Source organism: Bifidobacterium sp. UTCIF-39 (assembly GCF_006408715.1).
Lineage (GTDB): Bacteria > Actinomycetota > Actinomycetes > Actinomycetales > Bifidobacteriaceae > Galliscardovia > Galliscardovia tissieri.
This window is the reverse complement of the sequence record NZ_JEOG01000006.1, coordinates 67,421-87,414: the sequence shown is the minus strand read 5'-3', so window position 1 is coordinate 87,414 and position 19,994 is coordinate 67,421. Positions and strand designations below refer to the sequence as shown.

Annotated in this window: 15 protein-coding genes and 1 riboswitch; of the genes, 11 read left to right on the top strand and 4 right to left on the bottom strand. The window is 61.6% G+C overall.

Features of this window, described 5'->3' with window-relative positions; all coding sequences use genetic code 11:
• Positions 1-270: 270 nt before the first annotated feature.
• Positions 271-1,887, top strand: coding sequence for a chaperonin GroEL (groL, locus tag EP30_RS03975; RefSeq protein ID WP_094662754.1), 1,617 nt, complete (start codon positions 271-273; stop codon positions 1,885-1,887).
• 122 nt (positions 1,888-2,009) lie between these two features.
• Here groL and EP30_RS03970 read toward each other — a convergent pair whose 3' ends face one another.
• On the bottom strand, positions 2,010-2,300 hold the full coding sequence (locus EP30_RS03970; RefSeq protein WP_140556346.1) for a WXG100 family type VII secretion target: 291 nt from the start codon (positions 2,298-2,300) through the stop codon (positions 2,010-2,012).
• A 90-nt stretch (positions 2,301-2,390) separates the two neighbouring features.
• Here EP30_RS03970 and EP30_RS03965 point away from each other — a divergent pair, with 90 nt between their 5' ends.
• The 5 genes from EP30_RS03965 to EP30_RS03945 all read left to right on the top strand — a co-directional run bounded on the left by EP30_RS03965 (position 2,391) and on the right by EP30_RS03945 (position 7,606).
• Entirely contained in the window at positions 2,391-3,398 is a 1,008-nt protein-coding gene (locus tag EP30_RS03965) for a TPM domain-containing protein (RefSeq protein WP_140556344.1), read from the top strand.
• Positions 3,399-3,413: 15 nt separating this feature from the next.
• Positions 3,414-4,157, top strand: coding sequence for a response regulator transcription factor (locus EP30_RS03960; protein WP_094662748.1), 744 nt, complete (start codon positions 3,414-3,416; stop codon positions 4,155-4,157).
• A 73-nt stretch (positions 4,158-4,230) separates the two neighbouring features.
• Positions 4,231-5,985 (top strand): cell wall metabolism sensor histidine kinase WalK, encoded by a 1,755-nt coding sequence (locus EP30_RS03955; protein ID WP_140556458.1) that lies wholly within the window; start codon positions 4,231-4,233, stop codon positions 5,983-5,985.
• A gap of 91 nt (positions 5,986-6,076) precedes the next feature.
• A complete protein-coding gene (locus tag EP30_RS03950) occupies positions 6,077-6,466 on the top strand; it encodes a cold-shock protein (protein WP_094662744.1) in 390 nt (129 codons plus the stop codon).
• A 33-nt stretch (positions 6,467-6,499) separates the two neighbouring features.
• Positions 6,500-7,606 (top strand): DUF3027 domain-containing protein, encoded by a 1,107-nt coding sequence (locus tag EP30_RS03945; RefSeq protein ID WP_140556342.1) that lies wholly within the window; start codon positions 6,500-6,502, stop codon positions 7,604-7,606.
• Between the two features lie 148 nt (positions 7,607-7,754).
• Here the strand turns inward: EP30_RS03945 and EP30_RS03940 are convergent, their stop codons facing one another.
• A complete protein-coding gene (locus EP30_RS03940) occupies positions 7,755-8,729 on the bottom strand; it encodes a universal stress protein (protein ID WP_140556340.1) in 975 nt (324 codons plus the stop codon).
• Positions 8,730-8,911: 182 nt separating this feature from the next.
• Between EP30_RS03940 and EP30_RS03935 the strand changes: the two genes are divergently transcribed.
• Positions 8,912-11,503 (top strand): ATP-dependent Clp protease ATP-binding subunit, encoded by a 2,592-nt coding sequence (locus EP30_RS03935; RefSeq protein WP_140556338.1) that lies wholly within the window; start codon positions 8,912-8,914, stop codon positions 11,501-11,503.
• 176 nt (positions 11,504-11,679) lie between these two features.
• Here EP30_RS03935 and EP30_RS03930 read toward each other — a convergent pair whose 3' ends face one another.
• A complete protein-coding gene (locus EP30_RS03930) occupies positions 11,680-14,010 on the bottom strand; it encodes an energy-coupling factor transporter ATPase (RefSeq protein WP_140556336.1) in 2,331 nt (776 codons plus the stop codon).
• A 117-nt stretch (positions 14,011-14,127) separates the two neighbouring features.
• A complete protein-coding gene (locus EP30_RS03925) occupies positions 14,128-14,703 on the bottom strand; it encodes an ECF transporter S component (protein WP_140556334.1) in 576 nt (191 codons plus the stop codon).
• A gap of 6 nt (positions 14,704-14,709) precedes the next feature.
• Positions 14,710-14,863: riboswitch (FMN riboswitch) on the bottom strand.
• A gap of 111 nt (positions 14,864-14,974) precedes the next feature.
• Here EP30_RS03925 and EP30_RS03920 point away from each other — a divergent pair.
• The 4 genes from EP30_RS03920 (at position 14,975) to EP30_RS03905 (ending at position 19,660) form a co-directional block, all read left to right on the top strand.
• A complete protein-coding gene (locus EP30_RS03920) occupies positions 14,975-16,084 on the top strand; it encodes a glycosyltransferase family 2 protein (RefSeq protein WP_140556331.1) in 1,110 nt (369 codons plus the stop codon).
• Between the two features lie 15 nt (positions 16,085-16,099).
• Positions 16,100-17,323: a pyridoxal phosphate-dependent aminotransferase gene (locus tag EP30_RS03915; protein WP_140556329.1), complete on the top strand. Its 1,224-nt coding sequence runs from the start codon at positions 16,100-16,102 to the stop codon at positions 17,321-17,323.
• Positions 17,324-17,606: 283 nt separating this feature from the next.
• Entirely contained in the window at positions 17,607-18,053 is a 447-nt protein-coding gene (locus EP30_RS03910) for a MarR family winged helix-turn-helix transcriptional regulator (RefSeq protein ID WP_158216825.1), read from the top strand.
• Positions 18,054-18,154: 101 nt separating this feature from the next.
• A complete protein-coding gene (locus EP30_RS03905) occupies positions 18,155-19,660 on the top strand; it encodes an MDR family MFS transporter (RefSeq protein ID WP_140556326.1) in 1,506 nt (501 codons plus the stop codon).
• The last annotated feature ends 334 nt before the right edge of the window (positions 19,661-19,994 follow it).

Below are 19,994 nucleotides of genomic sequence, written 5' to 3'. Positions count from 1 at the left end.
GCCGCTTTTTCTTTTCCACGCCCATGCTCCGCCTTGCTGATGCTCCGTTGACGATGCGGATCGATCGTGCTCCGAGCACGGCCGCACGATGGTGTTTTTCACGCCACTGGCGTATTCGCCACGGGAATAGTTGGCACTCTTCGTTCGAGAGTGCTAATCTCACTGTTAGCACTCGAAGCGTGAGAGTGATAACGCGTGGTGGCTGACGGCCATGCGTATCACGCGCGAAGGGTGAATACGTAATACAAGCCATTTGGAGGGATAGCAACCATGGCAAAGATCATCTCCTACGATGAGGAAGCTCGCTCCGGCATGCTCGCCGGCCTCGACAAGCTGGCCAACACCGTGAAGGTCACGCTGGGACCGAAGGGCCGCAACGTCGTGCTCGACAAGACCTACGGCGCTCCGACCATCACCAACGACGGTGTGTCCATCGCCAAGGAAATCGAACTTGAGGACCCGTTCGAGCGCATCGGCGCCGAGCTGGTCAAGGAAGTCGCCAAGAAGACCGACGACGTCGCCGGCGACGGCACCACCACCGCCACCGTGCTGGCCCAGGCTGTGGTCCACGAAGGTCTGAAGAACGTGGTTGCCGGTTCCAACCCGATCGCTCTGCGCCGCGGTATCGAGAAGGCCACCGAGGCTATCGTGAAGGAACTGGTCGCCGCCGCCAAGGACGTGGAAACCAAGGACCAGATCGCTGCCACCGCCACGATCTCCGCCGCCGACCCCGAGGTTGGCGAGAAGATCGCTGAGGCCCTGGACAAGGTTGGTCAGGACGGCGTCGTGACCGTTGAGGACAACAACCGCTTCGGCCTGGACCTCGAGTTCACCGAGGGCATGCGCTTCGACAAGGGCTACATCTCCCCGTACTTCGTCACCAACGCCGACGAGCAGTCCGCGGTTCTCGAGAACCCCTACATCCTGCTCACCTCCGGCAAGGTCTCCAGCCAGCAGGACATCATTCACATCGCCGATCTGGTGATGAAGTCCGGCAAGCCGCTGCTGATCATCGCCGAGGATGTCGACGGTGAGGCTCTGCCCACCCTGATCCTCAACAAGATCCGTGGCACCTTCAACTCCTGCGCCGTCAAGGCCCCGGGCTTCGGCGACCGTCGTAAGGCGATGCTGCAGGATATGGCCATCCTGACCGGCGCTCAGGTCGTGTCCGACGACCTCGGTCTGAAGCTCGACTCCATCGACGCCTCCGTGCTCGGTTCCGCCGCCAAGGTCATCGTCTCCAAGGACGAGACCACCATCGTTTCCGGCGCTGGCGACAAGGCCGATGTCGAGGCTCGTGTGGCTCAGATCCGTGCCGAGATCGAAGCCACCGACTCCGATTACGATCGCGAGAAGCTGCAGGAGCGTCTCGCCAAGCTGGCCGGCGGCGTTGCCGTCATCAAGGTCGGTGCCGCCACCGAGGTGGAGGCCAAGGAGCGCAAGCACCGCATCGAGGATGCCGTGCGTAACGCCAAGGCCGCCATCGAGGAAGGCCTGCTGCCCGGCGGTGGTGTGGCTCTGATCCAGGCCGCCAAGAAGGCCGAGGCCGATGTGAAGCTCGAAGGCGACGAGGCCACTGGTGCCGCCATCGTCTTCCGTGCTGTCGAGGCCCCGATCAAGCAGATCGCCGAGAACGCTGGCCTGTCCGGTGACGTGGTGATCGACAAGGTGCGCTCCCTGCCGGAAGGCGAGGGCCTGAACGCCGCCACCAACACCTACGAGGATCTGCTCGCCGCTGGCGTGACCGACCCGGTCAAGGTGACCCGTTCCGCTCTGCAGAACGCCGCTTCCATCGCCGGTCTGTTCCTGACCACCGAAGCCGTGGTGGCCAACAAGCCGGAACCGCCGGCAGCCGCTCCGGCCGCTGGCGCCGACATGGGCTACTGATCCGATAGCATTCGGAACAGTGCGTTAGTCGCATAGCAAAGGCAAAGGCTCCGATCCGTAATGGATCGGAGCCTTTGTTGTGTTGGTTGTGTTGGGTATGAACGATCGGGGATCGTGAGGGATCAGCCGGCGAACAGGCGAGAGGCCTGGGATTCGGCGTCGGAGTAGACCATCGACGCCTGCGAGAGCGCGTTCTGGATGGATTCCAACGAAGCTTCCATCTGCTGCTGCGCCGCACGCCACTGTGAGGCAACCGAAGCGAACTGGGTGGCGGCACCGCCCTGCCAGACGCTCTGCAGCTGGTTGAGATTGGCGTACATGCCGTTCACGGCCTCGCGAATCTGCGTGACCGAGGCGGACACCGCCGCGGATGGCGATTGAATCTGTTCCGAATCCACTTGATATTGGGGCATGATATGTCCTTTCGATATGGGGGTGTTTGTTGTGACACGGGTCGGATGTGATGCCGAACCGTTACAGTTGAGACTATGAAACGCACGCATGTGGAGACAGAGTTTACGAACGATGTGGTCGAATGGAGCCCCCTCGCCGACGGGTCGGCAACGGGTTCCTCGGCGTTGCGAGGCGTGATCGGAACCCTTGTCGCGCTATTCGCCACGATCGCGATGGCCGGTTCGCTCATGGTCGCTCCCGCGCCGGCGGTATGGGCCGACGAGGCCACCGATCAGTCCAGCCAGCCCACGGATCAGTCGGGACAGTCGGCCGACCAGACGGGAACGGGTTCCGAAAACGAACAAAGCGCGGTGACCGTCACCGACAACATCACTGACACTGAAAATCTGCTTGGAGACAACCTGGGCAAGGTGACCGATGCCATCGAATCCACCAAGCAGGAGACCGGCGTGACGGTGAAGCTGCTGTATCTTCCCAAGTTCGCCTCCGGCAAGAATCCCGAGGAATGGGCCACCGACGTGCTCAACTCCACCAATCCGGAGGCGAACACCGTGCTGCTTGCCGTGGCATCGGAGGATGGCAATCTGGTGGTCGCCATCTCCAAGAATTCGGACAAATGGCTGCAGGACGCCGCAGGGGAGATGTCGGCCGCCGCACTGAAGCCGCTGACAGACGGCGATACTCCGGACTGGTCGGGATCGGCCATCGCGCTTACCGATCAGATCAAGGCGTCCAAGACCACGTCCACGCCGACGGCTGCCAGCCATATCGGAGTCGTCGTATTCATCGTGGCGTTGGTCGTGTTGGTCGTCGCGGCCGCGGTGTTCTTCGTGCTGCATAAGAAAGGCCATACCAAGGCCCGTTCCCACGCGGAACGGCAGTTGGCCCGTCGTGAGCGTCGACGTTCACGTCGTGGATCGGATTCGGCCACGAAGAATGGCGCTGCCGATGGTGACAGTGACGATAACGATGATGGAACGGTCGCCGACGATGGACCCGATGACGTCGAATCGTCCAAAGCCGCTGACGATCACCCGGACGACACGCATAATCCAACTAATGACTCAGACGACATTCAGGAAACATCCAGAGGGTGAAGGCATGGTGGAAGCATGAGCAAATCCATTGAGGCATCGATTGTCGTTGTAGATGATGAACCGTCCATCCGCGACCTGCTGGTGGCGTCCCTGCATTTTTCCGGTTTTGAAGTGGCCACAGCGGCCTCTGGTTCCGAAGCCATCGAGGTGATCGAGAAAACCGACCCCGATCTGATCGTGCTTGATGTGATGCTCCCGGATATCGACGGATTCACCGTGACCCGCCGCATCCGTCAGGAGGGCATCGACGCTCCCGTACTGTTCCTCACCGCACGCGACGACACCCAGGACAAGGTCATGGGTCTCACCGTTGGCGGTGACGACTACGTCACCAAGCCGTTCAGTCTCGAAGAGGTCGTGGCCCGTATCCGCGCCATTCTGCGTCGCACCCGTGAGCAGGCCGAAGACGATCCGATCATTCGCGTGGCCGATCTTGAGATCAACGAGGATTCCCACGATGTGACCCGTCACGGTCAGGTGGTGGAGCTCAGCCCCACCGAATACAAGTTGCTGCGCTATCTGATGGACAACGAGGGACGTGTGCTGTCCAAGGCACAGATTCTCGACCACGTGTGGCAGTACGACTGGGGCGGCGACGCCGCGATCGTGGAATCCTACATCTCCTATCTGCGCAAGAAGGTGGATGGCGTAATGTACACCGACGAGGACGGCAACGAACGCAAGGTCGATCCGCTGATCCAGACCAAGCGTGGCATCGGCTATATGATCCGTTCTCCGAAGTCCGCACCGGGAGCATGATTCCGTGACCGCCTCAGGCAAGCCAGTCAAGAAGGGAGCGAAACCGAGCGCAAGCCGTCGTGAGAATCCTCTCATGCGGCATCTTGACGCCGTGTCGTTGTCCACCAAACTGGTCTCGATCATTCTGGTGCTGCTGTTGGTATCCGGAGGCGTGATCGCGTTCGCGGTACGCCAGCTTGTCAGCGCCTATATCATCGACAAGACCGACACCCAGCTGACGAATCAGGCCGGTCTGGTGATCAACAACATCGATCAGCTGCAGCGCACCGACAACAGCAGCACGTTGAACGGCAACATGTACTTCGTGCAGTTCCGTGACGCGGACTACAACATCGAGAGCACGCCACTGGTGCCGAAGCTGCAGGGTAGCGTGGCGTCGGTGCCGAAGCTGCCGGCGTCCGGCAGTCTTGACGGTATCCAGTTCGGACGGCCCTTCACCACGGACGCCCAGGTGCAAGTGGGGGACGGGTCCGTGAGCCGATCGTCATTGAAGATGGCCATGTCGCCATGGCGTGTGGTCGCGCTGCAGTACACGGTCAAGGACCCCGATAGCGGCGGGGTCGTTTGTGGTGTGGCACTGATCGGACTGTCTCTGCACGATATGCAGGACACCCTTGGCATCATCACCAAGTACTTTCTGGTGGTCGGCATCGCCACCATCGTGTTCGCCACGGTGATGGCCACCATCGCCGTGGACCGAACGTTGCTGCCACTCAAACGCATCGAGAAGACCGCGGCGAAGATCGCCAATGGCGACCTGTCACAGCGTGTGCCGTCGGCACCGGAGAACACCGAGGTCGGGTCACTGTCCGCATCGCTCAACCAGATGCTTGCACGCATCGAGCAGAGCTTCCGCGAACAGCAGGAGACCACCGACAAGATGAAGCGGTTCGTATCCGACGCCAGTCATGAACTGCGTACGCCGCTCGCCGCGATCCACGGCTATGCCGAACTGTACAAGATGCAGCGTGATTATCCCGGTGCTCTTGAACGCGCGGATGAGTCGATCGATCGCATCGAGAAGTCCAGCACCCGTATGGCGGCATTGGTGGAGGATCTGCTGTCCCTGGCGCGCATGGACGAAGGGCGTGGCATCGATCTGAATCAGAAGGTCAAGCTCAATGGCATCATCGCGGATTCCGCGGAGGACCTACATGCGTTGGATCCCGAACGCGTGATCCGCCTTGGCAGCGTGACGGTAACCGGATCCGAAGCGCCGCTGGTCGCCGCGGACGGTACCGCACCGGAACCCGCCCGACTCGAATTCACGGAAGGCAAGCTTGAGCCGATCCTGACCCAGGGCGATCCGGCCCGGCTGCGTCAGGTCATTACGAACATCGTCGGCAATATCCACCGATACACACCATCGGACTCCCCAGTGGAGATGGGCGTCTCCGTGCTCACCGCATCCCTGCCGCATGTCGATCTCGGCAAGATGCCGTCCACCGATGTCTCGCTTGACCAGTTCATCCAGGCGGTGCAGGTGGCTGCCTCCACCGGATCAGGTCAGCGGTTCGCCGTCATGAGGGTGATCGACCACGGTCCGGGCATGGCCCCGCAGTCCCGACAGATGATCTTCGAACGCTTTTATACGGCCGATCCATCGCGAGCACGCGAAAAAGGCGGCACGGGATTGGGCATGGCCATCGCACAGTCCGCGGTCAAGGCGCATCACGGTCTGATCTGCGCGTCCGAAACGGATGGCGGCGGTCTGACGTTCACGGTGATCATCCCCATCGTGGAGGTGGAGCCGACCTCGTCGGATGCCCCGCATTCGGCTCCGGCCAACGAGAATCCCTCTGAGAGCGTACAGTCGACGAAGGCTTAGGATAGAATAGTAATTTGGCTTTGTGGCGTAAGCATGCCCAAAGCCGGTTTCCAAAGAGATCGACTGTCGTAATCAGTGAGGTGTATTGAGTATGCCCAGCGGAAAAGTTCGTTGGTATGACGCGAAAAAAGGCTACGGCTTCATCACCGGTGACGATGGCAAGGACGTGTTCATGCCCGCCACGGCGTTGCCTCAGGGCACCACTACGTTGCGCAAGGGTGCCAAGGTGGAGTTCTCGGTGGTCGACGGACGCAAGGGCCCTCAGGCCATGGGCGTGACCGTGGCCGCCCCCATGCCGTCCATGGTCAAGGCGAGTCGTCCCAAGCCGGACGATATGGCCGCGATCGTGGAGGATCTGATCAAGCTGCTCGACGCTGCCGGCAACGGGCTACGTCGCCATCGTTACCCGTCGCAGGCGGAATCCAAAAAACTGGCCACCCTGCTGCGTGCCGTGGCGGATAACTTCGACATTCAGGACTGATGCCTCGTGACCGATAACACGAATGAGGACGTCATGAACGACGTCGAGACGGCCGTGACCGATCCGCGTCTCATGGCGCATGCCGTGGCCTATGAAGTGGCCGATGATGATACACAGGTCGGCGATTTCCTTGTCGTGCATGAGCTGGAGGACGGGGTTTCCGATTTCCGGTTCGCCGCTCATATCCCCGGCTATGAAGGCTGGCAGTGGTCGGTCATGTTGTACCACGATGAGGATCGTGGAGTCTGGACGGTCAGCGAATCATCACTGATCCCAGGTGAGGATTCGCTCATGCCGCCGCAGTGGATACCGTGGAAGGACCGTTTGCTGCCGTCCGATCTGGCGGTGACCGATTCTCTTGGCACGGAGCCTGATGATCCCCGTCTTGAGGAGGGATTCGATTCCGAGGCCGCCGAAGCCGAGATGGCCAAGCCGGAGGAAACGGACGGAGAGTCAGCAGGCGAATCGGACAAGCCGACGGAACCGGGCGAGCGGCAGGATGCCGAAGGACAGCCGGATTCGGATGCCTCTTCGGAGAAGGAGAACGGCGAGCAAGGCGAGTCGTCGGCTGAGTCGGAACCAACTGATGAGACCGCTGCCACGTCTGCCGGTACGGATGAACCTCTCGCCTCAAAGGTTCGTGTGGCCAACGAGTTCGAACTGTCCCGCAGAAGGGTGCTGACCCCGCTCGGTCGGGCGCAGGCTGCGGAACGCTGGTACTCCGGCCCCCATGGCCCCAAGTCGCTGTCCACCAAGACCGCCGATGGCCTGGCATGCCAGACGTGCGGATTCTTCATCCCCCTCCAGGGCGAGCTGAATCTCATGTTCGGCGTCTGCGCCAACAAGTGGAGTCCGGACGACGGTCGCGTCGTCTCCCGGGACCACGGCTGCGGCGAGCACTCCGAGATCGAGCCTCCGGAGCCGAGCAACCTGTGGATTCAGTCCAAGCCGGCCTACGATGACATGCATATCGACATCGTCGAGCAGGCTCCGCGTGAGGAACGAGGCGACATCGAAGCCATCGAGAACGCCGAAGGAACCGAGTCCGGAACCTTTGACGACAACGGCCATTATCTGGGCGTGCGCAACGGCAACGTCATCCTGTTCCTGTCCCAGATGCCCGATCGTGATGACGACTAGTCACTCAGACCAATCCGATTCACTGACTCATGACATATCACACGGCGGTGGCGTCAACGACACTCGACGCCACCGCCATTAATCATTCCGACTGAAAACCGAGCGGACTGAACGGAATGATCAGTGCACTGATCAGTGCACTTCAGTTTCAGTGCACCACGGTGACGGTGCACTCGGCCTCGTCCACCACCTGCCGGGAAACGGACCCCAGGAAGTGCGCGTCAAGACCGGACAGCCCACGCGAACCCACGACCACGCGATTCGCATAACGCGAGGCGCTGACCAATCCCTTGCCGGCGGCGATATGGAAGGCACTGGTCGTCATCGTCACATTCGATGGCAGCTGCACATGTTCCGTCACCGAGGCCAGAATCTCCTCGGCGCGCTGCTGGCCTACCGCGATGGACGGCACCGTGGTCTCGTATCCTTCGATCGCGCCCAGATCCTTCATCTGCCAGCAGAACAGCACATGCAGCGGACGGCCATCGATCGAAGCGGCATGGATCGCGAAATCCAGGGCGCGCTTCGACGTCTTGGACCCGTCGATACCCACCACCACCGGGCGAAGATCATGCCCGGCGAATCCTTCCGGATCAAGCGTGCGCGCGATGCTGTCCTGCACGGATATGGGGGAGTCCTTGTCCTCATCCCCGCGCACCACGGTCACCGGCACCTTCGCCTCCTCGGCAAGGGATGCGGACGATGAACCGAGGAACCAGCGTGCGACTCGATTCAGATTGCGTCGTCCGACCACGATCTGCTGGGAATCCGCGCCGATCTGCAGCAATGCCGTGGACCCGGACGCCTTCACCGAAGTGAGCTTGAGATTCTCCGGATTGAAGTCAATGCCGTTGGCTGCCTTGTCCACCCAGCCTCGCAGCGTGTGGGCGATCTCGTGGCGGACCTTCTTCCATGATTCGTCGTTGTCCGGCTCGGAGCTCGTATCCCATGAGTGGGTCCAGCCGAACACCGCATTCACATGCTGACCGGTCTTGCCTGCCTCGTTCAACGCCCAACGCAAGGCGGCGAAGGATTCGGACGAACCATCCACGCCGACCACGATGTCCTTGAGTCCTTCGTTGGCCGTCGTTCCCCCGTTGATGTGGATGCCATCGTTGGTCATGATGCACCTCCTGATTCACGTCGTCGTACTCATCAGCATAGTCGACGGAGCATTGAAGATGATGGAGCCTTGGCCGTGCCCGCCGGTCTTTTTGCGTTTACAGCGCAATATGTGAGAGCGGAGGAATGTTCGTCACTGCAAATCGGTAGAGTGATACAGAGTTTTATTAGGGAGGACAAAGCATGTTCGAACGGTTCACCGACCGTGCGCGGCGCGTCATTGTGCTTGCCCAGGAGGAGGCACGTGCGCTCCAGCATAACTACATCGGTACGGAACACCTGCTGCTTGGCCTGATTCGCGAGGGTGAGGGCGTGGCCGCCAAGGCTCTGGCTTCCAAGGGAGTCGAGCTTGACGCCACCCGCAAGCAGGTGGAGGAGATGATCGGCAAGGGCAATGCCGCTCCGAACGGACACATTCCATTCACTCCGCATGCCAAGCAGGTGCTCGAATTGAGCCTGCGTGAGGCCCTTCAGCTGGGCCACAGCTACATCGGTACCGAGCATATCCTGCTTGGCCTGATTCGCGAGGGTGAGGGCGTGGGCACCCAGGTGCTCATCAAGATGGATGTGGATCTGGGCGAGCTGCGCACCGCCACCATTGATCTGATCCGTGGCAGCCACGAAGGCTCCGACAGCGACAAGGGCGATCTGGCCAATGCCGGCGGCGTGCAGAACAAGGGCAGCCAGACCGGTTCCGCCATTCTCGATCAGTTCGGCCGCAACCTCACCGCGGAGGCGGCCGCCGGCAAGCTTGACCCGGTCATCGGCCGCTCCAAGGAGATCGAGCGTGTGATGGTGGTGCTGTCCCGCCGCACCAAGAACAACCCTGTGCTGATCGGCGAGCCGGGCGTCGGCAAGACCGCCGTCGTGGAGGGCCTCGCGCAGAAGATCAATGCGGGTGATGTTCCCGAGACGCTGAAGGGCAAGCAGGTCTATTCACTGGATCTGGGCTCCATGGTGGCCGGATCCCGCTATCGTGGTGACTTCGAGGAGCGCCTTAAGAAGGTGCTCAAGGAGATCAAGACCCGCGGCGACATCGTGCTGTTCATCGATGAGATCCACACGATCGTCGGTGCCGGTTCCGCCGACGGTGCGCTGGGCGCATCCGACATGCTCAAGCCGATGCTGGCTCGTGGCGAGCTCCAGACCATTGGTGCCACCACCACCGAGGAGTACCGCAAGTACATTGAGAAGGATGCGGCCCTCGAACGTCGTTTCCAGCCGATCCAGGTGCCCGAGCCGACGATCGCGGAGACCATCGAGATCCTCAAGGGTCTGCGCGAACGGTACGAGAACCACCATCACGTGACCATCACCGATGGTGCGTTGCAGTCCGCCGCCGAGCTGTCCGCCCGGTACATTCAGGACCGCAACCTGCCGGACAAGGCCATCGATCTGATCGACGAGGCCGGTGCCCGTCTGCGCATCAAGCGTCTGACCGCGCCGCCGGAGCTCAAGGAGATCGACGCCAAGATCGCCAAGGTGAGCGTGGAGAAGGACCAGGCCATCAAGGACCAGGACTTCGAGAAGGCCGCCGAGCTGCGAGACCGTCAGGAGAAGCTCGAGGGCGAACGCAAGGAGAAGGAGAAGTCCTGGCGTGAGGGCGAGTCCGACGTGTCCATGACCGTGGATGAGGACGTCATCGCGCAGGTGATCTCCGCCACCACCGGCATCCCCGTGTTCAAGCTCACGCAGGCCGAATCCAAGAAGCTGCTCAACATGGAGAAGGAGCTGCACAAGCGCATCATCGGACAGGACGATGCGGTTACCGCGCTGTCCCGCTCGATTCGTCGTGCTCGTGTGGGCCTCAAGGATCCGAAGCGTCCTTCCGGCTCGTTCATCTTTGCCGGCCCCACCGGCGTGGGCAAGACCGAGCTGGCCAAGGCGCTGGCCGAGTTCCTGTTCGACGACGAGGATGCGCTGATCCGCGTGGATATGTCGGAGTTCTCCGAGAAGTACGCCGCATCGCGTCTGTTCGGTGCGCCTCCGGGATACGTCGGCTACGAGGAGGGCGGCGAACTCACCGAGAAGGTACGTCGCAAGCCGTTCTCCGTGGTGCTGTTCGATGAGATCGAGAAGGCCCATCCGGACATCTTCAACACGTTGCTGCAGGTGCTGGACGACGGTCACCTGACCGACGGCCAGGGTCGCAAGGTGGACTTCAAGAACACCATCATCATCCTGACCACCAACCTCGGTACGCGTGACATCGCCAAGGCCGCGAACACCGGCTTCAACGTGGGCGGCAACACGGAGACGAGCTACCAGCGCATGAAGGATCAGGTCAGTTCGGAGCTCAAGCAGCAGTTCCGTCCCGAGTTCCTCAACCGTCTGGACGACATCATCGTGTTCCGTCAGCTCACCGAGCCGCAGGTGCGCCAGATCGTGGATCTCGACGTCAGGCGTCTCAACGACCGCCTGTTCGAGCGTCACATGTCGATCGAACTGACCGACAAGGCCAAGGACCTGCTCGCGGAGAAGGGCTTCGATCCGCTGCTGGGCGCTCGCCCGCTGCGCCGCGTGATCCAGCGCGACATCGAGGATGCCATCTCCGAGAAGATCCTGCTCGGCGAACTCGGCGATAACGAGGCCGTGTTCGTGGACGCGCAGGGCGAGGGTATCCTCGGCGAGTTCACGTTCACTGGCAAGCCGATTCTGGATGCCGAACCGGCGAAGGAGACGAAGGACGAGTCCGAGTCTTCTGCCGCCGAAGCCGAACCGGTGGGCGTCTCCGACGGTGATACCGGCAAGAACGGTACGGAAGAGGCCCAGTGAACGGCTGATCGACAGCGATCACGATGATTGCATAATCACGGTGATCGCATGATCGCACTGATTGGCAGCGTACTGATTGACAAGGGGTGCGGTTCAGACCTGATCTGAACCGCACCCCTTGTCGTGTTGTCATGGTTGTTGCGTATGCGTCACATGTCATGCACGTCCATGCCGGATTATGCGATCAACGCCAATGCGACGAGACCGGCGAGATAGACGATGACGGCACAGGCAAAGGCGATATCGCGACCTGATACGCGCATCAGCCGGTAATGCGTGCGGTGCGATCCGCCCTCGTAGGAACGGGCGTCGAGCGCCAGGCCAAGATTGTCGGCATGCCGTAGCGCCCCGGCGAACACCGGCACGATGATCGCGGTCAGTGCGCGAATGCGATGCGCCGGCGAGCCTGATTCCACGCTGCCTCCGCGCGCTGACTGGGCGTCGATCACATCCTGCATCTCTTTGGTCAACGTGGGAATGAACCGCAACGCGAGACTCATCGTCAGTGCGATCTCACTGGTATGCATGCCGAATCGCGATAGTGGCGACAGCAGTGATTCAAATGCGTCGGTCAACCGTACGGGCGTGGTCGTACCCAGCAGTATCGCACCGAGAATCACCACCAGCGCCAGACGTCCGGCATACACGAGCGCCGTCCACAAACCGTCATCGGTGATGGGAATCGGTCCGATATGGGCAAGCGGTGTGCCGGTGCGGACGAAGAACACATTGAGTGCGCTCATGATCACGAACAGGGCGAGCAGCACCCGTACGGAATGCAGCACCGACAAGGGCCCCAGTCGTGAAGCGGCCAGAATCGCCGCCACGACGATCGCGGCCAACGCGAGTTGCATCGGCGTACCGATTGCGAATGCGGTGAACATCATGATCAGGAACAGCACCATCTTCATGCGGGGGTCAAGCAGGGCGATGAACGATGGACGTGTCACGACGGGCGTGGCGGCTATGGATGTGGTCGCGTTCGCGGACCTAGTGCGGTCCGGATCGTTCGGCGTCACATCGGAATCAGGGCCCACGGCCATCGAATCCCGGCCGTCGAGCATGATCACGCGGTCGGCGAGCTGCGCTTCGTCGGCGTCATGCGTCACGATGATCACGGTCACGCCCTGCGCCTTGAGATCAGCGATCAGCCTGTGAATGCGCAGTGCCGACGTCGCATCCAAACTGCTCGTCGGCTCGTCCATGATCAGGATCTGCGGTCGGCACGCCAGAACGCCGGCGATCGACACCATGCGCTGCTGTCCTCCGGACAAGGCGAACGGGGATCGGTCGGCAAGATGGGACAATCCCAGCGAATCCAGCGTCTGCGATACGCGGTCGGCGAGTTCGTCCCCGTGAATGCCGAGATTGCGCGGACCATACGCCACGTCCTGCGCCACCGTTTCGGCGAACAGCTGCCGTTCGGGATGCTGCATCACGTATCCGATCCGTTCCCGCAGTGCATGACGGTCGCGGCGGCGCAACGGTACGGCACGCCGACCATTGTCCCGTGCCACTGGGATGTCGCCGATGGTGATGTCACCGCGATCCGGCGTCTCCAACGCGCACAGCAGCCGGGTGAGTGTGGATTTGCCACAACCGTTACGACCCATGATCGCCACGGTTTCACCGGCGTCGATACTGAGACTCATGTTTTGGAAGATGGGGAAATGCTGGTCATAGGCGAAGGAGACATGGGCGAGCGTGACGATCGGGGTGCCATCGCCCGACCGCTTCGGAGAGGCGGCGGACGTCGTGAATACGGACGAGGAGCGCGAATCGTCGTTCGTGACGGCATCGGTCGTCTCCGTCGCGGGGGTCACGTCGTCGATAATGCGGCCATGTTCCATGCGGATGATGCGATCGGCAGACGACGCCTCGTCCTCGCGGTGGGTGATGTGCACGATCGTGACGCCCTGATCGTGCAATTGCGCGAGCACGTGCATGACATCCTTGCGTGCCGTCTCATCGAGCATGGCCGTGGGTTCGTCGAGCACCAGCATTCGTGGCTTCATGGCAAGCATGCCGGCGATGGCCACACGCTGCTGTTGTCCGCCCGACATGCGAGTGGGATTCCTGGCCTCGCTGCCGTCCATGCCGACCTGTTGCAGGGCGTCGGTGATGCGCTGTCTGATCCGTTCGCGGGCGACACCGAGGTTCTCCGGGCCGAAGGCGACATCGTCCTCGGTGACGGTGGTGACGATCTGATCCTCCGGATTCTGGAACACCGCTCCGATATCATGTCGGGCTGCGCGATAGGCGTCGGCGTTGGGCGTATCATCGTGAAACACTGAGTGTCCGAGTAGTTTCACGATGCCGGAATCCGGGGCCGTGAGGCCGGCGATGATCCGTCCCAGCGTGGATTTTCCGGATCCATTGGCACCGACGATCGCCACGCGTTCACCCGGGGCGATGCTGAGATTCACGCCATCCAGCGCCCACGTCGTTCCGCCGTCGTAGCTGAATCGCACGTTCTGTAGCACGGCAAGGGGGATGGGAGTGGTCACGGGAAGGCCTTTCGCGGGGATGGTCGACAAGGGGGAATGCAAAGAACGGTGTGCACGTCGATCGGTTCACGACGTGCACACCGTAGTGTGAAATACCGAAATGGCTAAATGACCCGATTAGCGAACCCTGTTCAGCAGATCGGAGATCGGCTTGTAGATCAGGAAGGTCACAACGCCGTGGATGGCGAACTTGAGCAGGTTGAACGGCAGCAGAATCGGCACGATCATGGCGGCCACCTGGGCAACCGTCATATGCGCGTAGATCGGCGTGATCAGCAGATTGCCCACGATCGCGATGGCCAAAGCGACCACGGCGCCGGCAAGAATGCCTACGGTCGCACCCTTGCGGGTCCTCCAGCGCTTGTAGATCACCGAGGCGGGCACGCTCAGCGCCAATGCCACGGCAATCGCCATGATCGAACCCCATGGATCACCGAACATATGCGGCACGAAACCGAGCACGCTGACGACCACGGCGGCCGACGGGCCGAACGCAAAGCCGGCGATCAGGCAAACGATGCCGGACGGATCGTACTTGAGATACGGTGCGGCCGGGAAGATCGGCAGTTCGATGAAGCTGGTGACCATGGCCAACGCCACGAACAACGCGTAGACGGCAATGCGTTTGGTGGACCAGCGACCGGAATCGGCCACGCCTGTGGAATGGGTATCGGTATGCGAAGATACGCTCATCTGAGCACCTCGTTTCTCTCATCCGGACTGTCACCGTTGGCTCCGGAATCGCACCGGATCGGCCGCTTTCCGCGGCTCGCGGGCTTCGGTTGCGACCGTTGTGAAAACCGATCGTGCCGTTACCGCCAGTGGGGAATCTCACCCCGCCCTGAAACTTCGTTCACGACTGTAGCATAGGAGCCGTCATGGAACAGGCCTCGCGGCGGGTTTTTGATATCGGACGAATCTGGAACGTGATATCAGACCGTTTTTTTCGCGTGGCAGTGTCACAATGGACGGTATGACTGCGCAGAAGATCGAGAACACATCAGCCAAGACAACAGCTGCGGACGGCAGGAAGAACGGCAAGGACAGGAAGGTGACGGACAGGCTCGCCATCGTCGTGGTGACCTACAAGCGTCAGGAACTCCTCAAGACGCTGTTCGCATCGTTCCTCGCATCGACCATCGCGCCGTGGCGCATCGTGATCGTCGACAACGAGCACTCCGACAAGACTCGCGCCATGGTCGAGGAATTCTCCGACAAGGTCACCGCGCAGTGGGGCAAGACGATCGCCGACACCGACGGCAATCTCAACCGCGTGGTGTATGCGCCGCAGACCGACAACCTCGGCGGGTCCGGCGGATTCTCCGCCGGCGTGAAGAAGGCATACGAACTCGGCGCCGAATGGTTCTGGGTGATGGACGACGACGTGGCCATCGAACCCGACGGCATGGCCAAGCTCGCCAAGTGGATGCCGACCCATGACGTGATCCAGGGCAGCCGATACGACTACGACGGCGGCCCGTTCTACTGGCAGTACCATTTCATCGTGCCGCTGGGTATCCCCAACCCGATCGCGCCGGCCGCATTCGGCCCAGCCGGATACCGTGTGATGAACACCATGTGCTTCGAGGGCGGCCTGTTCCGTCGCAACATCGTGGAGCAGATCGGTTTCCCCGACCCCCGGTTCTTCATCTACTGGGATGACACGATCTACGGGTATCTCGCCAGCAAGGTCACCAATCCGATCATCATTCCCGACCGCGTGATGCGCCGCACCCGCGAGATCGGCAACTGGGACATCGGCGGCCTGCGCCAGCTCAACTCCACATCCGACATGAACCGTTACCACATTCTGCGCAACCGCGGCTACATGGCCCGGTACTTCATGGCGCACGGCGACTACCGTGGCTTCCTGTTCGGCGTGGGCACCATCGCCACCATCGCCAAGGAAATCATCCGTCTGGTGGCCGTGGACCGCGGTCATATCGGCAACGGTCTGAAGCAGATCTTCCGCGGCTGGTGGGACTCCCACAAGCTGTTCCACGACCCCGACTGGCAGCCGATGCCGCCGCTGAAGACTTCTGCGCCAGCGTCATCGACCGCGCCGAAGCGGTGAACGATCGGGCTCGACATGCGCTTCTCCCATCGCGTCGACACGTCACGCCCCAACGCCATCAGTCTGGCCGAGCAACAGGCCCGGCGCGACGGCGTGACCCTGACCAAGCTCAATGATTCCAATCCCACCCGTCACGGGCTGGCGCCGGCGGGCGTGCCCGGCGTGTACGAGGCGAACCCGCGCGGCCAGTCCGCGGCACGACGGGCGCTCGCCGACTTCCTGTCGGCCGGCGGCGCGGACGGTGCTGGCGTCGGTGGTGTGGACGGTATGCGGGATGGCGTTCGCCCGGTCGACCCGGATCGGCTGTATCTGCTGAGCTCCACGTCCGAGGCGTATTCGTGGCTGATGAAGCTGCTGTGCGACCCCGGCGACGCGGTGCTCGCTCCCAAGCCCGGGTATCCGCTGATCGAGTCGATCGCCCGGTTGGAGAACGTCGAGGCCGTGGAATATTCGCAGGTCTATGACGGGTCGTGGATGATCGACATCGCCGAGATCGAGGAGCTGCTGGACGCATCCGCGACGGATGATGAGGCTCCGGACATTCGCGCGCTGGTGCTGATCAATCCGAACAATCCCACCGGATCCTATGTGAAGCCGGAGGAGCGTCGTCGGTTGGTGGAGTTGTGCGCGCGTCACGACGTGGCGATCATCGCCGATGAGGTGTTCTACGATTACGCGCTCGAACCGTTCGACGGCAACGCGCGGCTGGCGGGGGAGCGTGGCGTGCTCACCTTCGCGCTCGACGGATTCTCGAAGATGCTGGCCGCGCCGCACGCCAAGGTCGGCTGGATCCAGGTGTCCGGCCCCGACGATGATGTGGCCGAGGCCATGGCGAGGCTTGATGTGATCGCCGACGATTTTCTTCCGATGAGCGATATCATCGCCGACCGGATCCCTGATCTGCTCAAGGACGCGGTCGCGCAGACGAGTCGTGTGCGGGAACGGACCCGTGCGAATCTAGCCACGCTGCATGCACTGCTTGACGGGGACGAGCTGGGCGTGGTCAATGTGCTCCGAGCGGAGGGCGGCTGGAACGTGCTGGTGCGGTTCCCCTCGTCCATTGACGAAAGCGAACTGGTGTTGTTGCTGATTCACGGACATCACGCCACCGCGCAGCCGGGATTCTTCTTCGACATGACGGCCAACGGATATCTGGCGGTGTCGCTGCTGCCCGAGCCGGACGTGTTCGAGGCCGGTGTGCGCGCCATTCTCGCCACGGTCCGCGAGGCATTGGCGTAGGTTCTTCGCCATACCGCTCGCCATACCGCGCGATGTCGGGCTTCCGGATGCGGCACGACGTGGTCGTCGGTATCGCACTGTCGGTATCGCATCCGGGGTCGTTGGGGCTGAACCATATTCGGCACACCAAATCCATGTTCAGCAATCGGCGTGTCGCATGGTCCATCGCCGTCGTAAACTATCTATCGGAGATAGTTATCTCATATAAATAAAAATCGATCGTGAAGCCATCCGGTCACCAGTGCCGTACATGTTCTGTGGGTATCGGGATATGGTGGATGTCATGGATATCAACCTGCTTGACAGGATTCTGCACGCCATGGATACCGCGGCGTCGACCCGTAATCTGGTGCCCGAACTGCCGAAGGGCGTACGTCCGATACACGTTCGCGTATTGGACGCGCTGACCCGCACATGTGACGATACCGGGTGCTCCCGCGTGTCCGATATCGGCGATGCGCTCGGCATGCGCATGCCCAACGTCACCCGCGCGATCCGCGAGATGACCGATATGGGTGTACTGAGGAAGACGGCCAGTCCCGTCGACGGTCGCGTGGTGCTGATTCGCGCCACGCCGCTCGGCGAGGACTACATCGACCGGTACATCGTCGGTGTCCGTCAGCGCATTGAACGGGAACTGGCGGACACGGTGAACATGGACGATATCGAATCCATGATCTCCACGATCGATGCGATAGCCGCCGCGGTCTCCAGGGCCTGCGGCAAATAGCGTCCGAAATCCATTGACGATCACATCTCGCCTGCGCATCATGCCGGCGTGCTCCGTCATGCTCGGACGCGGATGTTGACAATGTGGAGGATGAGACGAGCATGGCCGAAACACGGCAGAACTCGGAAATGATGAAGGCGCGTGTGGATGTGAAGTACCCCACGCTGGTGATGCTGGGATTGTACCTGGGCGCGTTCCTGGGCATGTTGAGCGAAACGTCGATGAACATCGCGCTACCCAGTCTGATGACGACGTTCGGCGTCCCCGCCGGCACCGCCCAGTGGCTGGTGGTCGGTTACATGCTGGTGATCGGCGTGGTGCTGCCGTTTGTGGGATTGCTGCTGAAGTGGTTCCGTGCCAAAAGCCTGCTGATCGTGGCGCTGGGCGCATTCCTGATCGGTTCGCTGATCTCGGGTTTCGCGCCAGTGTTCCCCGTGCTGCTTGCCGGACGTATGATTCAGGGCGTCTCCACCGGTCTGGTGCTGCCGATGATGTTCTCCGTGCTGCTGGAAGTGTTCCCCAAGAACAGGATCGGTGCCGCGATGGGCACCACCACGCTGATCATCATGTTCGCGCCGGCCATCGGCCCCACCCTGTCCGGATTCTTCATTGGCGCGCTCAGCTGGCGGTGGATCTTCTACTTCTTCGCGCTGGTGGCGGCGGTCGCGCTGGTCTGCGCCATCGTGTTCATGGTCAATCCGTACACGCTCACCCGTCCGCGTATCGACGTGTTCAGCTGCCTGACCTCGGTGATCGGATTCGGTGGTCTGGTGCTGGGTGTGAGCCTGATCAGCGAATTCGGCATGTCGGCCTCGGTCGTGACGATCCTCGTGGCCGGCGTGATCGCCGTGGCGCTCTACAGCCGTCGGCAGCTGCGTATGGATGTGCCCGTCATCGATCTGCGTGCGTTCGCCATCCCGCAGTTCACCACCGGCGCGGTTGTGGTGATGATGAACTTCGGCATCACCTTGTGCGCCATGTACCTCATGCCGCAGGAGATCCAGAACGGCATGGGCGTGCCTGCGGCCATGGCGGGACTCGTGATGCTGCCCGGCGGTGTGATCAACGCTGTGGTGTCACTGCTCTCCGGTCGTCTGTTCGACGCGATCGGCCCGAAGATTCTGGTGCGGAGTGGTCTGGCGATCTCCATCGTCGGCCTGGCGCTGCTCATGGCGGCCGGCACGACCAGTTCGGTGGCGTATATCATCGCCGCCCATGTGGTGCTGATGATCGGCGTGCCGCTGACCATGAGCTCGGCCCAGTCCACGGCATTGGCCGCCCTGCCGCCGCAGCTCGCCACCGATGGCAGCACCATCATCAATACGTTGCAGCAGGTGTGGGGAGCCATCGCCACGGCCGTGGCCACCTTGCTGCTCGGCATGGGGGAGTCCCGTGCGCTCGCCGCCGGAGCCGACTCCGCCCATGCGTTCGTCACCGGTTCCCGTTTCGGATTCGTCTTCGCCGCGGTGCTCGCATGCATCGGCCTGATCGCATCCCTGCGCGTCAGGTCGCTCAGCGCCATGACCCGTGCCGAAAACGTTCCCGACGTGGAGGTCCGGGATCTTGAGGTGAAGCCTGCCAAGGTCCGTCGCTCGGCCAAGGCGTGAGCGCGTATCGAATCAAGATTCGCCGACGGTCGTGTTCGTTCGCGGAGACTGGTCTTCGTCTCCGCGAACGGATGCGACCGTCGTTGTTGTATTGCGAGGTATTGTGCAGGGCGTCCGGTCTTGAAAACGAAGTCGTGGACAGGGCCGGACGCAAGAAATGTTTGTTTTTAATGTGCGGTTTTTCTTCAGGAAACACAGAAACGCACATGGGATTCCGTTCGTGTTCGCGTGTCGTTCGATTCTGTGCGAATTTATGTGTGTTTGCTTCGTTCAAATCGACCGTCATGAACGTATTTGTGAGCTCTTGAGTGCTGATTATGTGAGCTTTGGGCGT